The sequence below is a fragment of the Pseudomonas sp. NPDC090233 genome (assembly GCF_044772285.1).
Classification (GTDB): domain Bacteria; phylum Pseudomonadota; class Gammaproteobacteria; order Pseudomonadales; family Pseudomonadaceae; genus Aquipseudomonas.
The window spans coordinates 661,654-674,687 of record NZ_JBIVYQ010000002.1; the positions used below are offsets into that span (position 1 = coordinate 661,654).

The 13,034-nt window shown below is 62.6% G+C and carries 12 protein-coding genes; 5 read left to right on the forward strand and 7 right to left on the reverse strand.

Annotated features, from left to right (window positions below; translation table 11 throughout):
* Positions 1-12: 12 nt before the first annotated feature.
* Positions 13-1,515: an NCS1 family nucleobase:cation symporter-1 gene (locus ACIQUF_RS07485; RefSeq protein ID WP_403130012.1), complete on the reverse strand. Its 1,503-nt coding sequence runs from the start codon at positions 1,513-1,515 to the stop codon at positions 13-15.
* A gap of 350 nt (positions 1,516-1,865) precedes the next feature.
* Between ACIQUF_RS07485 and hydA the strand changes: the two genes are divergently transcribed.
* From hydA to preA, 3 genes are all read left to right on the forward strand, one after another.
* Positions 1,866-3,305: a dihydropyrimidinase gene (gene hydA / locus ACIQUF_RS07490; protein ID WP_403130015.1), complete on the forward strand. Its 1,440-nt coding sequence runs from the start codon at positions 1,866-1,868 to the stop codon at positions 3,303-3,305.
* 95 nt (positions 3,306-3,400) lie between these two features.
* On the forward strand, positions 3,401-4,768 hold the full coding sequence (locus tag ACIQUF_RS07495; protein ID WP_403130017.1) for an NAD(P)-dependent oxidoreductase: 1,368 nt from the start codon (positions 3,401-3,403) through the stop codon (positions 4,766-4,768).
* A complete protein-coding gene (preA, locus tag ACIQUF_RS07500; protein ID WP_403130019.1) occupies positions 4,769-6,043 on the forward strand; it encodes an NAD-dependent dihydropyrimidine dehydrogenase subunit PreA in 1,275 nt (424 codons plus the stop codon).
* Positions 6,044-6,211: 168 nt separating this feature from the next.
* Here the strand turns inward: preA and ACIQUF_RS07505 are convergent, their stop codons facing one another.
* The 6 genes from ACIQUF_RS07505 to gnd form a co-directional block, all read right to left on the reverse strand.
* Positions 6,212-6,832: a TetR/AcrR family transcriptional regulator gene (locus ACIQUF_RS07505; protein ID WP_403130022.1), complete on the reverse strand. Its 621-nt coding sequence runs from the start codon at positions 6,830-6,832 to the stop codon at positions 6,212-6,214.
* Between the two features lie 31 nt (positions 6,833-6,863).
* Positions 6,864-7,151 (reverse strand): HigA family addiction module antitoxin, encoded by a 288-nt coding sequence (locus ACIQUF_RS07510; protein WP_403130025.1) that lies wholly within the window; start codon positions 7,149-7,151, stop codon positions 6,864-6,866.
* Positions 7,152-7,166: 15 nt separating this feature from the next.
* The gene (locus tag ACIQUF_RS07515; protein ID WP_403130028.1) at positions 7,167-7,445 is read right to left on the reverse strand and encodes a type II toxin-antitoxin system RelE/ParE family toxin; all 279 of its coding nucleotides are present in this window, start codon (positions 7,443-7,445) and stop codon (positions 7,167-7,169) included.
* Between the two features lie 107 nt (positions 7,446-7,552).
* Positions 7,553-9,349 (reverse strand): glycoside hydrolase family 15 protein, encoded by a 1,797-nt coding sequence (locus ACIQUF_RS07520; protein ID WP_403130031.1) that lies wholly within the window; start codon positions 9,347-9,349, stop codon positions 7,553-7,555.
* 26 nt (positions 9,350-9,375) lie between these two features.
* Positions 9,376-10,881 carry a glucose-6-phosphate dehydrogenase gene (zwf, locus tag ACIQUF_RS07525; RefSeq protein ID WP_403130034.1) on the reverse strand — a complete coding sequence of 502 codons (1,506 nt, stop codon included), beginning with the start codon at positions 10,879-10,881 and terminating at the stop codon, positions 9,376-9,378.
* Entirely contained in the window at positions 10,878-11,861 is a 984-nt protein-coding gene (gene gnd, locus ACIQUF_RS07530) for a phosphogluconate dehydrogenase (NAD(+)-dependent, decarboxylating) (RefSeq protein ID WP_403130037.1), read from the reverse strand. Before gnd ends, zwf begins: the two co-directional genes overlap by 4 nt.
* Positions 11,862-12,063: 202 nt before the next feature.
* On the opposite strand from gnd, the gene ACIQUF_RS07535 reads away from it, so the two are divergent.
* Positions 12,064-12,231 carry a DUF6026 family protein gene (locus tag ACIQUF_RS07535; protein ID WP_403130040.1) on the forward strand — a complete coding sequence of 56 codons (168 nt, stop codon included), beginning with the start codon at positions 12,064-12,066 and terminating at the stop codon, positions 12,229-12,231.
* Between the two features lie 91 nt (positions 12,232-12,322).
* Positions 12,323-12,781: an SgcJ/EcaC family oxidoreductase gene (locus tag ACIQUF_RS07540; RefSeq protein WP_403130042.1), complete on the forward strand. Its 459-nt coding sequence runs from the start codon at positions 12,323-12,325 to the stop codon at positions 12,779-12,781.
* The last annotated feature ends 253 nt before the right edge of the window (positions 12,782-13,034 follow it).

Sequence of the window (13,034 nt, forward strand, 5' to 3'; positions counted from 1 at the left end):
GGTCGTGTCTCCTCAGGCGTTGTTATTATCGGCATTGATCACAGGCGGCACTGGCCCACGCACCGCTACCCCACCAAGCGCGTAGTACAGCGCCCCGCCAAGCAGCGATCCGGTAAACCAGCCATAGTCGTAAAACCAGCTGAAACTGCTGTTGCCGATGGCCATCACGGTCAGCGCCACCGGTAGCGCGAAGGCGGCGAAGCCTGCCCAGTTCCAGGCCGGATAGATGTCATCGCGGTAGAGCCCGGCCAGGTCCAGCTTCTGCCGACGAATCAGGAAGTAATCCACCACCATGATCCCGGCAATCGGCCCCAGCAGGCTGGAATAACCGAGCAACCAGTTGGAATAGACGCTCTCCAGGCTCAGGTCGGAAACGATCCAGCCGAGCTTCTTCAGTAGCTCATGGCCCATCAGCGCCAGGCCGATGAAGCCGGTCAGCCACACAGCGCGGCTGCGCCCGATCAGGCGCGGGGCGATGTTCTGGAAGTCGTTGGTCGGCGAGACGATATTGGCTGCGGTGTTGGTCGACAGCGTGGCGATCACGATCAGCGCCATCGACAGCGCCACCCAGCCCGGACTGTGGATCTTGCCGATCAGGCTTACCGGGTCGGACACCGTTTCACCCACCAGCGACGCCGACGCTGCGGTCATCACCACGCCCAATGCGGCGAACAGGAACATGGTCAGCGGCAGGCCGAAAATCTGCCCGAGAATCTGGTCTTTCTGGCTTTTGGCATAGCGGCTGAAGTCCGGAATGTTCAGCGACAGCGTGGCCCAGAAACCGACCATCGCGGTAAGGCCGGCGCAGAAGTAACTCACCACGCTCGCCCCCTCAGGGCGTTTGGGTGGCTGGGCCAGCAGCTCGCTCATCGACATGTGCGGCAATGCCCAGAACAACAGCCCAAAGCCCACCGCCACCAGCAGCGGTGCCGACAAGGTTTCCAGCCACTTGATCGACTCCGCGCCGCGCAACACCACCCACAGGTTGAGCGCCCAGAACATCATGAAACCAATCACTTCGCCTGTTCCGCCCAAGGCCTTCCACTCGGGGAAGACCGAGCCCAGGAACAGGTGGATGGCCAGCCCGCCGAACATCGTCTGGATACCGAACCAGCCGCACGCCACCACCGCGCGGATCAGGCACGGCACATTGGAGCCGAGGATGCCGAACGATGAACGCAACAACACCGGAAACGGAATGCCGTATTTGGTGCCAGGGAAAGCGTTGAGGGTCAGAGGGATCAACACGATCAGGTTGGCCAGCAGAATCGCCAGCAACGCCTCGCCTACGCTGAGGCCGAAGTAGGCCGTGAGCACGCCGCCGAGGGTGTAGGTGGGCACGCAGATGGACATGCCCACCCACAGCGCAGTGATGTGCCATTTGTTCCAGGTGCGCTGGTGCACCTTGGTCGGGGCGATGTCATGGTTGTAGCGCGGGCTGTCGAGCACGTCACTGCCCGCCGACAGCTCGAACAGGCCGTCCTGCTCGACCACTTGCGATCTGCTCTGTTGCATGGGGCCTTCTCCAGATTCTTTTAATTTTTTGCTCATCGGGCTAATGCGATGGCCGGAGTACACGCGGACCGAAAAATGCTGGATTCGCGTAGAAAATCTTGCCCATTTCCTGATCCTGTCAAGCGCGACAGCAAGTCGCCCGATCCGTAAATCCCCCCTAACCGATTAATTTATTCATGCTTATCAGCACGTTAATGACCACAGGTTTTATCAGGAATATTTTCTTGCTCAAATTCAAACCAGCAACTAGCCTCGATTCTTGTCAGGCCTGACAGGATTGAATCCAATCCCAGGCCAAGGCAACAATTCCAAGAACCGGCCCAGACCGGTCTGCCTGCGAGGAAGACGGCATGTCCCTGTTGATCCGTGGCGCCACCGTGGTAACCCATGAAGAGAGCTTTCCCGCCGATGTCCTGTGCGTCGATGGCCAGATACGCGCCATCGGCAAAGACCTCGAACCGCCCACCGACTGCGAAATCCTCGATGGCAGCGGCCAGTACCTGATGCCCGGCGGCATCGACCCGCACACCCACATGCAGCTGCCGTTCATGGGCACTGTCGCCAGTGAGGATTTCTTCAGCGGCACAGCAGCGGGGCTGGCGGGTGGCACCACCTCGATCATCGATTTCGTCATCCCCAACCCACAGCAGTCGCTGCTGGAGGCCTTTCACACCTGGCGCGGCTGGGCGCAGAAAAGCGCATCCGACTATGGCTTCCACGTCGCCATCACCTGGTGGAGCGAGCAGGTCGCCGAGGAGATGGGCGAACTGGTCAACCAGCATGGGGTGAACAGCTTCAAGCACTTCATGGCCTACAAGAACGCCATCATGGCGGCCGACGACACCCTGGTCGCCAGCTTCGAGCGCTGCCTGCAGCTGGGCGCGGTGCCCACTGTTCACGCCGAAAACGGCGAACTGGTGTTTCACCTGCAAAAGAAACTGCTCGCCCAGGGGCTGACCGGCCCGGAGGCGCACCCGCTGTCGCGCCCTTCGCAAGTCGAAGGCGAAGCGGCCAGTCGCGCCATCCGCATAGCCGAAACCATTGGTACGCCCTTGTACGTGGTGCATATTTCCAGCCGTGAAGCGCTGGACGAAATCACCTATGCCCGCGCCAAGGGCCAGCCGGTGTACGGTGAAGTGCTGCCCGGTCACCTGCTGATCGACGACAGCGTCTACCGCAACCCGGACTGGGCCACTGCCGCCGGCTACGTGATGAGCCCGCCGTTCCGCCCGCGCGAGCACCAGGAGGCGCTGTGGCGCGGCCTGCAATCGGGCAACCTGCACACCACCGCCACCGACCACTGCTGCTTCTGCGCCGAGCAGAAAGCCATGGGCCGCAACGACTTCAGCCGCATCCCCAACGGCACTGCCGGCATCGAAGACCGCATGGCCGTATTGTGGGACGCCGGGGTCAACAGCGGGCGCCTGTCGATGCACGAATTCGTCGCACTGACCTCCACCAACACCGCGAAGATCTTCAACCTGTTCCCGCGCAAGGGCGCCATCCGCGTCGGAGCAGACGCCGACCTGGTGCTGTGGGACCCACAGGGCACGCGCACCATCTCCGCGCAGACCCACCATCAGCGTGTCGACTTCAACATCTTCGAAGGCCGCACCGTACGCGGCATCCCTAGCCATACCATCAGCCAGGGCCGGGTGGTCTGGGCCGATGGCGACCTGCGCGCCGAGCCTGGCGCCGGTCGTTACGTGGAACGCCCGGCCTATCCCTCGGTGTACGAGGTACTGGGCCGCCGCGCCGAGCAACAGCGCCCGACGCCCGTTCAGCGCTGAAGCCACCCCGCAATGCCGCACCGGCCCACAGAGGCCGGGCGGCGCCGTATTGCCGTTGACTGCCAAAACCAAAAAAGAAAAGAGAGGCTACAACCGTGATCGATGCCCTGAACCATTTGCCGCGCCCCAGGGCCGGCGCCGACCAACTGGCCGAGCAATTCACTGATCTCGCGCCGCCCCTCACCGCCCGCCAGGCCGCCGTGGAGAGCGCGCGCTGCCTGTACTGCTACGACGCCCCTTGTGTGAACGCCTGCCCGAGCGAGATCGACATTCCCTCGTTCATCCACCGCATCAGCGACGAAAACCTGCAAGGCGCCGCCGAGCGCATTCTCTCGGCGAACATCCTCGGCGGCAGCTGCGCCCGCGTGTGCCCCACCGAAATCCTTTGCCAGCAAGCGTGCGTGCGCAACAACGCCCAGGAGTGCGCGCCGGTATTGATCGGTCAATTGCAGCGTTATGCCGTGGACAATGCCGGCTTCAGCGAACACCCGTTCAAGCGCTCACCCAGCACCGGCAAACGCATCGCCGTGGTCGGCGCCGGCCCGGCCGGGTTGTCCTGCGCTCATCGTCTGGCCATGCACGGCCATGACGTGATTATTTTCGAGGCCAGCAACAAAGCAGGCGGCCTTAACGAATACGGCATCGCCCGCTACAAGCTGGTGGACGACTATGCCCAGCGCGAAGTTGATTTTTTGCTCGGCATCGGCGGCATCGAGATCCGTCATGGCCAGCGCCTGGGCGGTAATCTGAGCCTGGCCGAGCTGCGCGATCAGTACGACGCCGTGTTCCTCGGCCTTGGCCTCAACGCCGTGCGCCAGCTGGGCCTGGCAGACGAAGAAGCGCCCGGCCTGCTCGCCGCCACCGAATACATCCGTGAACTTCGCCAGGCGGAAGACCTTTCGCAACTGCCCTTGGCCGAGCGCTGCCTGGTCATCGGCGCGGGCAACACCGCCATCGACATGGCCGTGCAGATGAGCCGCCTCGGCGCCCGCGACGTCAACCTGGTGTACCGCCGTGGCTACGCCGACATGGGCGCCACCGGCCATGAGCAGGACATCGCCAAGGCCAACCAGGTACGCCTGCACACCTGGGCCCGTCCCGACGCCGTGCTGCTCGACGACAACGGCCGCGTACGCGGCATGCGCTTCGCCCGCACCGAACTGGCAGACGGCGGCCTGCGCGATACCGGTGAAACCTTCGAACTGGCCGCCGACGCCATCTTCAAGGCCGTCGGCCAACGCTTCGACGAACAAAGCCTGAGCGACCCGCTAGCCGCGCAACTGGCCCGCGATGGCGAACGCATCCGCGTCGACGAGGGTATGCGCACCAGCCTGCCGGGCGTTTACGCCGGCGGCGACTGCACTGCGCAGGGCCAGGACCTCACCGTCCAGGCCGTGCAACACGGCAAGCTGGCCGCCGAAGCCATCCATGCCCAACTCATGCTCAACGTGGAGGCTGCATAAATGGCCGACCTGTCTATCGTGTTCGCCGGCATCAAGTCGCCCAACCCCTTCTGGCTGGCTTCCGCGCCGCCCACCGACAAGGCCTACAACGTGGTCCGCGCCTTCGAGGCCGGCTGGGGTGGCGTGGTCTGGAAAACCCTAGGCGAGGATCCTGCGGCGGTCAACGTGTCGTCGCGTTACTCCGCGCATTACGGTGCCAATCGCCAGGTGCAGGGCATCAACAACATCGAGTTGATCACCGACCGCTCGCTGGAGATCAACCTGCGCGAAATTACCCAGGTGAAAAAGGACTGGCCTGACCGTGCACTGATCGTGTCGTTGATGGTGCCGTGCGTCGAAGAGTCATGGAAGTTCATCCTGCCACTGGTGGAAGCCACCGGCGCCGACGGCATCGAGCTCAACTTCGGCTGCCCCCACGGCATGCCCGAGCGCGGCATGGGGGCTGCAGTCGGCCAGGTGCCGGAGTACGTGGAGCTGGTTACCCGCTGGTGCAAGACGCATTGTTCGCTGCCGGTGATCGTCAAGCTTACCCCCAATATCACCGACATCCGCCAGTCGGCCCGGGCCGCCCACCGAGGCGGTGCGGATGCCGTGTCGCTGATCAACACCATCAACTCGATCACCAGCGTCGATCTGGACCGCATGGTCGCCCACCCGATCGTCGGCGACCAGAGCACCCATGGAGGCTACTGCGGTTCGGCGGTCAAGCCGATCGCACTGAACATGGTCGCCGAAATCGCCCGCGACCCTGAGACACGCGGCCTGCCGATCTGCGGCATCGGCGGTATTAGCAACTGGCGGGATGCCGCCGAGTTCGTGGCCCTGGGCAGTGGCGCCGTGCAGGTGTGCACGGCGGCGATGTTGCATGGCTTTCGCATCGTCGAAGATATGCAAGATGGCCTGGCGCGCTGGATGGACCAGCACGGCCACCAAAGCCTGGAAGCCTTCCGCGGCCAGGCCGTAGGGCATACCACCGACTGGAAATACCTCGACATCAACTACAAATCGGTGGCACACATCGACCAGGAGGCCTGCATTGGCTGCGGGCGCTGCCATATAGCCTGCGAAGATACATCGCACCAGGCCATTGCCAGCACGCTGAAGGCTGACGGGAGCCATGCCTACAGCGTGATCGAGGACGAGTGCGTGGGCTGCAACCTGTGCCAGATCACCTGCCCGGTAGAAAACTGCATCGATATGGTGGCGCAGGATACCGGCAAGCCCTACCTGAACTGGACCCAGGACCCGCGCAACCCCTACCGCGAAGCGAGCTGACCTCGGTTGGGGCCTGTGGGAGCGGCTTCAGCCGCGAAGCAAACGACGCGATGGATGGCACCGGCTTTGCCGGTGTTCGCGGCTAAAGCCGCTCCCACTGTGTGGCCTGCAAAATCTATGAGTCAGCATAGAATTTCCCGCGAATGGGCTGCACAGTAGCCCCAACAATCAAGGTTCCAGCCCGATACCGCGAAGAATCACACCGGTCACCGTCTGCACTGCACTCTCGAATGCCAGCTCCGACAGCGGCTCCCCTCCATTGAGCACCGCCACCTGGTAGCCGAAGTCGGCGTAGTGCTGTGTGGAGGCCCAGATCATGTACAACAGCGCTGAAGGCTCCACCGGCAAGATCCGCCCATCCTCGACCCAGCGACGAATCTTGTCTTCCTTCATCTTCGCCCAGGGCACCAGGCTGTCCTCCAGGCTCACCCCAAGCAGCGGCGCACCGTGCAACATCTCTTCGGCCCAGATCTTCGACCCCAGCGGCCGTGAACGCGAATGGCCCATCTTCGCCCGGATGTAGCTGGTGAGCACCACCCGCGGGTCGTCGAAGTTCTCGAAGCACAGGGCGTCCTGCTTCCACACATCCAGCAAGTCCTGCAGCACGGCACGGAACAGCTCATCCTTGGTGCTGAAGTAATAGTGCAGGTTGGAGCGCGGCAGCTCGGCCTGTTCGGCGATATCGCCCATTGAGGTGGCGCCGTAGCCTTTCTCGGCAAACACCCTTTCTGCAGCCACGAGGATCTTCTCGATGTTGCGCCTGCGGATTTCTATCTTGTGGTTGGCCATACCCTTCCTGGTAAGCTGCTAGCCGCGCTGATCAGGCGGCCTGAAACAATCGGGTAATGACTGGCTGCTGACGGTGACGCGCCTGCCAGATATCGTAATCGGCCTGTATGGCCAGCCAGAGTCGGGCGGTGCTGATACCTGCCATCTCAAGACGCAGTGCCAGGTCCGGGGACATGGCTGCGCGACCGTGCAAGACCCGCGAAAGCGCTTCACGCGAAAAACCCAGATGCGTCGCAAACGCTTTCACCGTCAGGCCCAGCGCAGGCAAAACATCCTCACGCAAGGTTTCGCCCGGGTGTGGCGGATTGTGCAAAGGCATGAACTGCCCTCCTGTTCAGTGATAATCAAGGTAATCGACAAGCTCGACGTCCGAACCCACGAAACGAAAGATCAACCGCCAGTTGCCAGAAACACTGACTGACCAGAAGCCCGTCAGCTCACCCTTGAGACAGTGCAACTGCCAACCTGGCAAGCTCATCTCCTGCGCCACGATGGCGCGTTCGAGAAATTGAAGTTGTCGCTTCAAGCGCCCCGTGTGAGCCACCTGAATGCCACGCGTGTTTCCCGTTTCATGAAAGATTCGCAGTCCCTTGTGTCGAAAACTGATGATCATGGATAGCTCGCCGCGTCCGTTTGGGAGACCGGCACAGTGTGACCCCATGCATCACACCTGGCAACGTATCATGTGTGACCCAATGAGTCACACATTTATTTACGACCCTATCCACAGCGGGCACGGTCCCGCACCGGGCACTGTGCCCGGTGCAGGTTCAGCGCAGTATTGATGATGCCGATATGGCTGAACGCCTGCGGGAAGTTGCCCAGCATGCGCTTGCCTGCCGGATCGTACTGTTCGGCCAGCAGGCCGACGTCATTGCACAGCCCGGTCAGTTGCTCGTACAGCGCCCGCGCCTCGTCCTGGCGCCCCAGCAGCACGTACACGTCCGCCAGCCAGAACGAGCAGACCAAAAACGTCCCCTCCCCTGGCGTCAGCCCGTCACTGCAGCTGTCGCTGTCATAGCGCAACAGCAGGCCATTCTTGAGCAGGCGCTGTTCGATCTGCGCCAGGGTGCACAGGAAGCGTTGATCTTCCGCCGGCAGGAAGCCGGTCAGGGCAATTTGCAGGAGGCTGGCGTCCATCTCCGTCGAGCCATAGGCCTGAACGAAATGCTGGCCCTGAGCATCCAGCCCGTGCTCGCACACTTCACGGCGGATCTCGTCCGCCACCTGGCGGTAGTGCTGACCGCGCTCGCGGCCTTCCTCGGTGGTGTCGGCCAGCCCCGCCGCGCGGTCGAAGGCGACCCAGGCCATGACTTTGGAATGCACGAAATGCTGGCGGCCGCCGCGTACTTCCCAGATGCCTTCGTCGGGCTCGCGCCAGATGCGTTCCAGGTACGGCAAGATCAAGCGGGAGATCGCCGCGCTGCGCGGGTGCCGGGGCAGCCCGCCCTTGATGGCCTGGGTCATGGCATCGGCCAGTTCACCGTAGATATCCAGCTGCACCTGCTGTGCGGCGGCATTGCCCACACGCACCGGTTGCGAGTGCTCGTAGCCGGCCAGCCAGGGCAAGGTATATTCCTGCAGGTCGCGCTCGCCGGCCAGGCCGTACATGATCTGCATCTGCTCAGGGTTGCCGGCCACCGAGCGCAGCAACCACTCGCGCCAGGCCTGGGCTTCGTCGAAGTAGCCAAGGTTCATGAATGCCAGCAAGGTCATGGTGGCATCGCGCAGCCAGCAGAAGCGGTAATCCCAGTTGCGTTCGTGGCCGAGGCTTTCGGGCAGCGAGGTGGTGACAGCGGCGACGATACCGCCGGTGGGCGCGTAGGTCATGGCCTTGAGCGTGAGCAGCGAGCGGCGCACCTGGGCGCTGTAGGGGCCGACCTCAGGGCAGCGTGCAGCAAAGGCCTGCCAATGATTGACGGTATGTTCCAGCGCCTGATCGATGTCGCAATCCGGCTGTACCGCCAGGTGCGAGGGCTGGTGGCGCAGGCTGAACACCTGGCGCTCACCTGCGCTTACCCTGAAGCGTGCGACCGTGTGGTGGTCGCGCGCGTGCGTGGGTACGCTGCTGCACAGGATCAGTCGGTCAGGGCCGGCGACGGCGCTGAGCGTCAGTGGATCGAGCTTCTCCACCCAAGGTACGCTGCGGCCGTAATCGAAGCGCAGCACCAGGTCCATTTCGAAATTGGTTTCACCCGCAATGCCCTCGACGATGCGCACCACCGAGTTGACCTCGTCCAGCGGCATGAAGTCGAGCACCCGGGCGCGACCGCTGGCAGTGACCCAGGTGGTTTCAAGGACCAGGGTATCTTCCAGGTAAACGCGTTTTGTGTGCTCGATGGGCTCGCTGGGGGCCAGGCGCCAGCGGCCGTTTTCTTCATTGCCCAGGAGCGCGGCGAATACGGCAGGGGCGTCGAAACGCGGCAGGCAGAGCCAGTCGATGGAGCCATCACGGCTGACCAGGGCGGCGCTGCGGCAGTTGCCGAGCAGGGCGTAGTCTTCGATATGGGCGGGCATTGAATCTCCTTAATAGGCCGGCACAGTCACCCCAATTTGTGCCACTCTCGCTTGTCGCGGGTCAGCAATTCATTTCCAGCCTCAGGCCCATCTTCACCGGCTGCATACTCGTGAACCTCGCCATCCTGCGCCCAGGCATCCAGAAACGGCTGCACCGCACGCCAGCCGTTCTCGATGTTGTCGGCCCGCTGGAACAGGGTCTGGTCACCCGTGAGGCAGTCGTAGATCAAGGTTTCATAGCCGGTTGCCGGAGTCATCTTGAAGAAGTCCTTGTAGGCGAAGCCAAGCTCGACGTTCTCCATCACCAGCTCAGGCCCTGGGCGCTTGGCCTGCAGGTCGAACCACATGCCTTCGTTGGGCTGGATCTGGATCTTCAGGTAATTGGGCTTGGGCCGCTCCAGTTCCGACTCGCGAAACTGCGCATAAGGTGCGGGCTTGAAACAGATGGCGATTTCGGTGTCGCGCACGCTCATGCGCTTGCCGGTGCGCAGGTAGAAGGGCACCCCGGCCCAGCGCCAGTTGTCGATCATCACCTTGAGGGCCACGTAGGTTTCGGTCTGGCTGTCAGCGGCCACCCGTTCCTCCTGACGATAACCGGCCAGCGGTTTGCGGCCGTGCTTGCCAGCGATGTACTGGCCACGCACGGAGTTCTTCAGCGCCATCTTCGCCGACCATGGGCGGATGGCGCCGATCACCTTGGCCTTTTCGCCACGCACGGCATCGGCGCCAAAGGCCGCGGGCGGTTCCATGGCGACCATCGCCAGCAACTGGAACAGGTGGTTGGGCACCATGTCGCGCAGGGCACCGGTGGTGTCGTAGAACCCGCCGCGGGTCTCGACGCCCACGGTCTCGGCAGCGGTGATCTGCACGTGGTCGATGTAGTGGTTGTTCCAGAACGACTCGAACAGGCCGTTGGAAAAACGGCTGACCAGGATGTTCTGCACCGTCTCTTTGCCCAGGTAATGGTCGATACGGTAGATCTGCCGTTCGCTCATCACCTTCAACAGGCAGGCATTGAGCGCCTCGGCGCTGGCCAGGTCGGTGCCGAACGGTTTTTCCACAACCACCCGGCGAAAGCCCCCAGCGGACTCATCGAGCAAACCCGCTTCGCCCAAGCGCTGGGCCACTTCGGGGAAGAAGCGCGGTGAGGTGGCCAGGTAGAAGATCGCGTTGCCATGGCTGGTCTTGTCGATACGTTTGGCCAACGCCGCGTAAGTGGCTGGGTCCAGGAAGTCGCCGGTCTGGTAGTCCAGGCGCTTGGCCAGACGCGCCCAGAGTTTTTCGTCCAGGCACTTGGCCGCCCCCTCGCCGCCTTTGTCCCGCTCGCGCATGAAATCATGCAGACGCTCGGCGAATTCCTCGGCAGTGGCGGCGTTATGGTCGACGCCGACGATGCGCAGGTTGCGATCGAGCAGACCGTCACGGCTGAGGTTGTACAGCGCCGGCGTCAGCAGGCGCTTGACCAGATCACCGTTGGCGCCGAACAGGAACAAGGTGCAAGGCGGAGCAGCAGGTATGGTCGGTTTGCTCATTGGCCTTTCTTCTCGACGTGGCCACCGAAGCCCAGGCGCATGGCCGACAGGACCTTGTCACCATAGGTGCCCTGTTGCTGGCGCGAGCGGAAGCGGGCGAACAGCGCGCTGGACAGCACCGGTACCGGCACCGCCTGTTCGACGGCGGCGTCGATGGTCCAGCGGCCTTCGCCACTGTCGGACACCGAGCCGCTGAACTGCGCCAGTTGCGGGTCGGCCACCAGGGCATCGGCGGTGAGGTCGAGCAGCCACGAGGTGACCACGCTGCCGCGGCGCCAGACTTCGGCGATCTCGGCCACGTTCAGGTCGAAGCGCTGTTCTTCAGGCAATTCGTTGCCGCCTTTGCTGCGCAGCAGGTCGAAGCCCTCGGCGTAGGCCTGCATCAGGCCGTATTCGATGCCGTTGTGCACCATCTTCACGTAGTGCCCCGCACCAGGCGGGCCGGCGTGGATGTAGCCGTGTTCGGCACGCGCGTGCTCACCTTCGCGACCCTGGGTGCGCGGAATGTCGCCGACGCCAGGTGCCAGGGCCTTGAACAGCGGCTCAAGGCGCTCGAAAACTTCCTTCTCGCCGCCGATCATCATGCAGTAGCCCCGATCCAGGCCCCACACCCCGCCAGACGTGCCGACGTCCAGATAATGCAGCCCACGCTTTGCCAGGTCGGCAGCGCGGCGCATGTCGTCTTTATAGAAGGTGTTGCCGCCGTCGATGATCGCATCACCCGGCTCCAGCAGTTCGGCCAGTTGCGCGATGGTCTGCTCGGTGGGCTCACCCGCCGGCAGCATCACCCACACCGCGCGCGGGGCTTTCAGTTTTTGCACCAACGCGCCGAGGTCATGCGCCCCTTGCGCGCCCTCGCCTTCCAGCCCAGTGATGGCTTCACGGTTGCGGTCGTTGACCACCGTGCGGTGACCGGCGCGCATCAGGCGCCTTGCAATATTGCCGCCCATGCGGCCCAGCCCGACGATTCCCAGTTGCATGAGCCGATGCTCCCCTTGAAAAAATGAATGACAACAATCCAACGTTTCAGATTAGTCCAGCACACCGCCCGAGGGTTCAGCGACGAACGGCGAGACAACGTTAAACAAAAAAGTTCCCATAGGCTGCGAAAGAATTCAGAATGCGCGCCGCGTGAAGCGACTACGCTTTAACTGTCACCAGCCAAAACCGCGAGGTGTATACATGGGTACCTTGATGCCTGCCACCCCCACCCAGACCCTCTATGTCTCAGTGCGCCGTGATGAACTGCGTAAGCTCAAAGACGAGCGAGACCAGCTGCAACAGCAGGTTGCCCGCCTCACCCTGATGCTCAAGCAAGCCAACACCGGCGAAAAGTCCGTCAGCCTCTGACCGATCTTCCCACTCGTTTGCGAGCGGCGCCTTCCCTACTTTGGATTGCGCCGCAGGCCTACCCTGGCGCCTGCATCACGAGGATGCCCGCATGAGTCCCAGCCAATACCTCGCTACCGCCGCCCTGCTCGCCATCGGCATGCACGCCCACGCAGCGGCGCCGGAGCAATGCCAGTCATTGAACGAGCGCGATGCGCTTGGCTTGTTTGCGAAGTGGAATACCACCCTTCAGACAGGTGATCCCGCGCAAGTGGCCGACCTTTATCACGAGCAAGCGGTACTGCTGCCCACCGTATCGAAAACACCCCGGCTGACACGCGACGAGCGAATCGACTACTTCCGCCACTTCCTCGCCGACCGCCCGAGCGGCAAGCTCGACAGCCATCACCTGCAGATCGGATGCAACACGGCCACCCTGGCCGGGTTATACACGTTCGATTTCGCATCGACCGGCAAGCAGGTCGCTGCACGTTACACCTACACCTACCGTTGGGATGGCCAAAACTGGCTGATCAAGCACCATCATTCTTCAGAGTTGCCCCAAGGCTGACCTCTGACGCACCACAACAGTGCAGCCAATTTGTCGTCGCCACAGGAATGTGCATCACAAATTGGCTGGCGCACCTCTCTGAAACTCCCTCTTCACCTCCGATTACACACGCCAACGTTTGCGTCTATTTCGCCTCATAACGAAAGTGACCAGTGGGTCACCTTTTTATCTCCAGCTCTCCTACACTCAGCTTTCGGCCCGCCATTTGCTCATGGGAAGAGCGACGTAAAAAAGTCGAACTTTTGCAAACGCT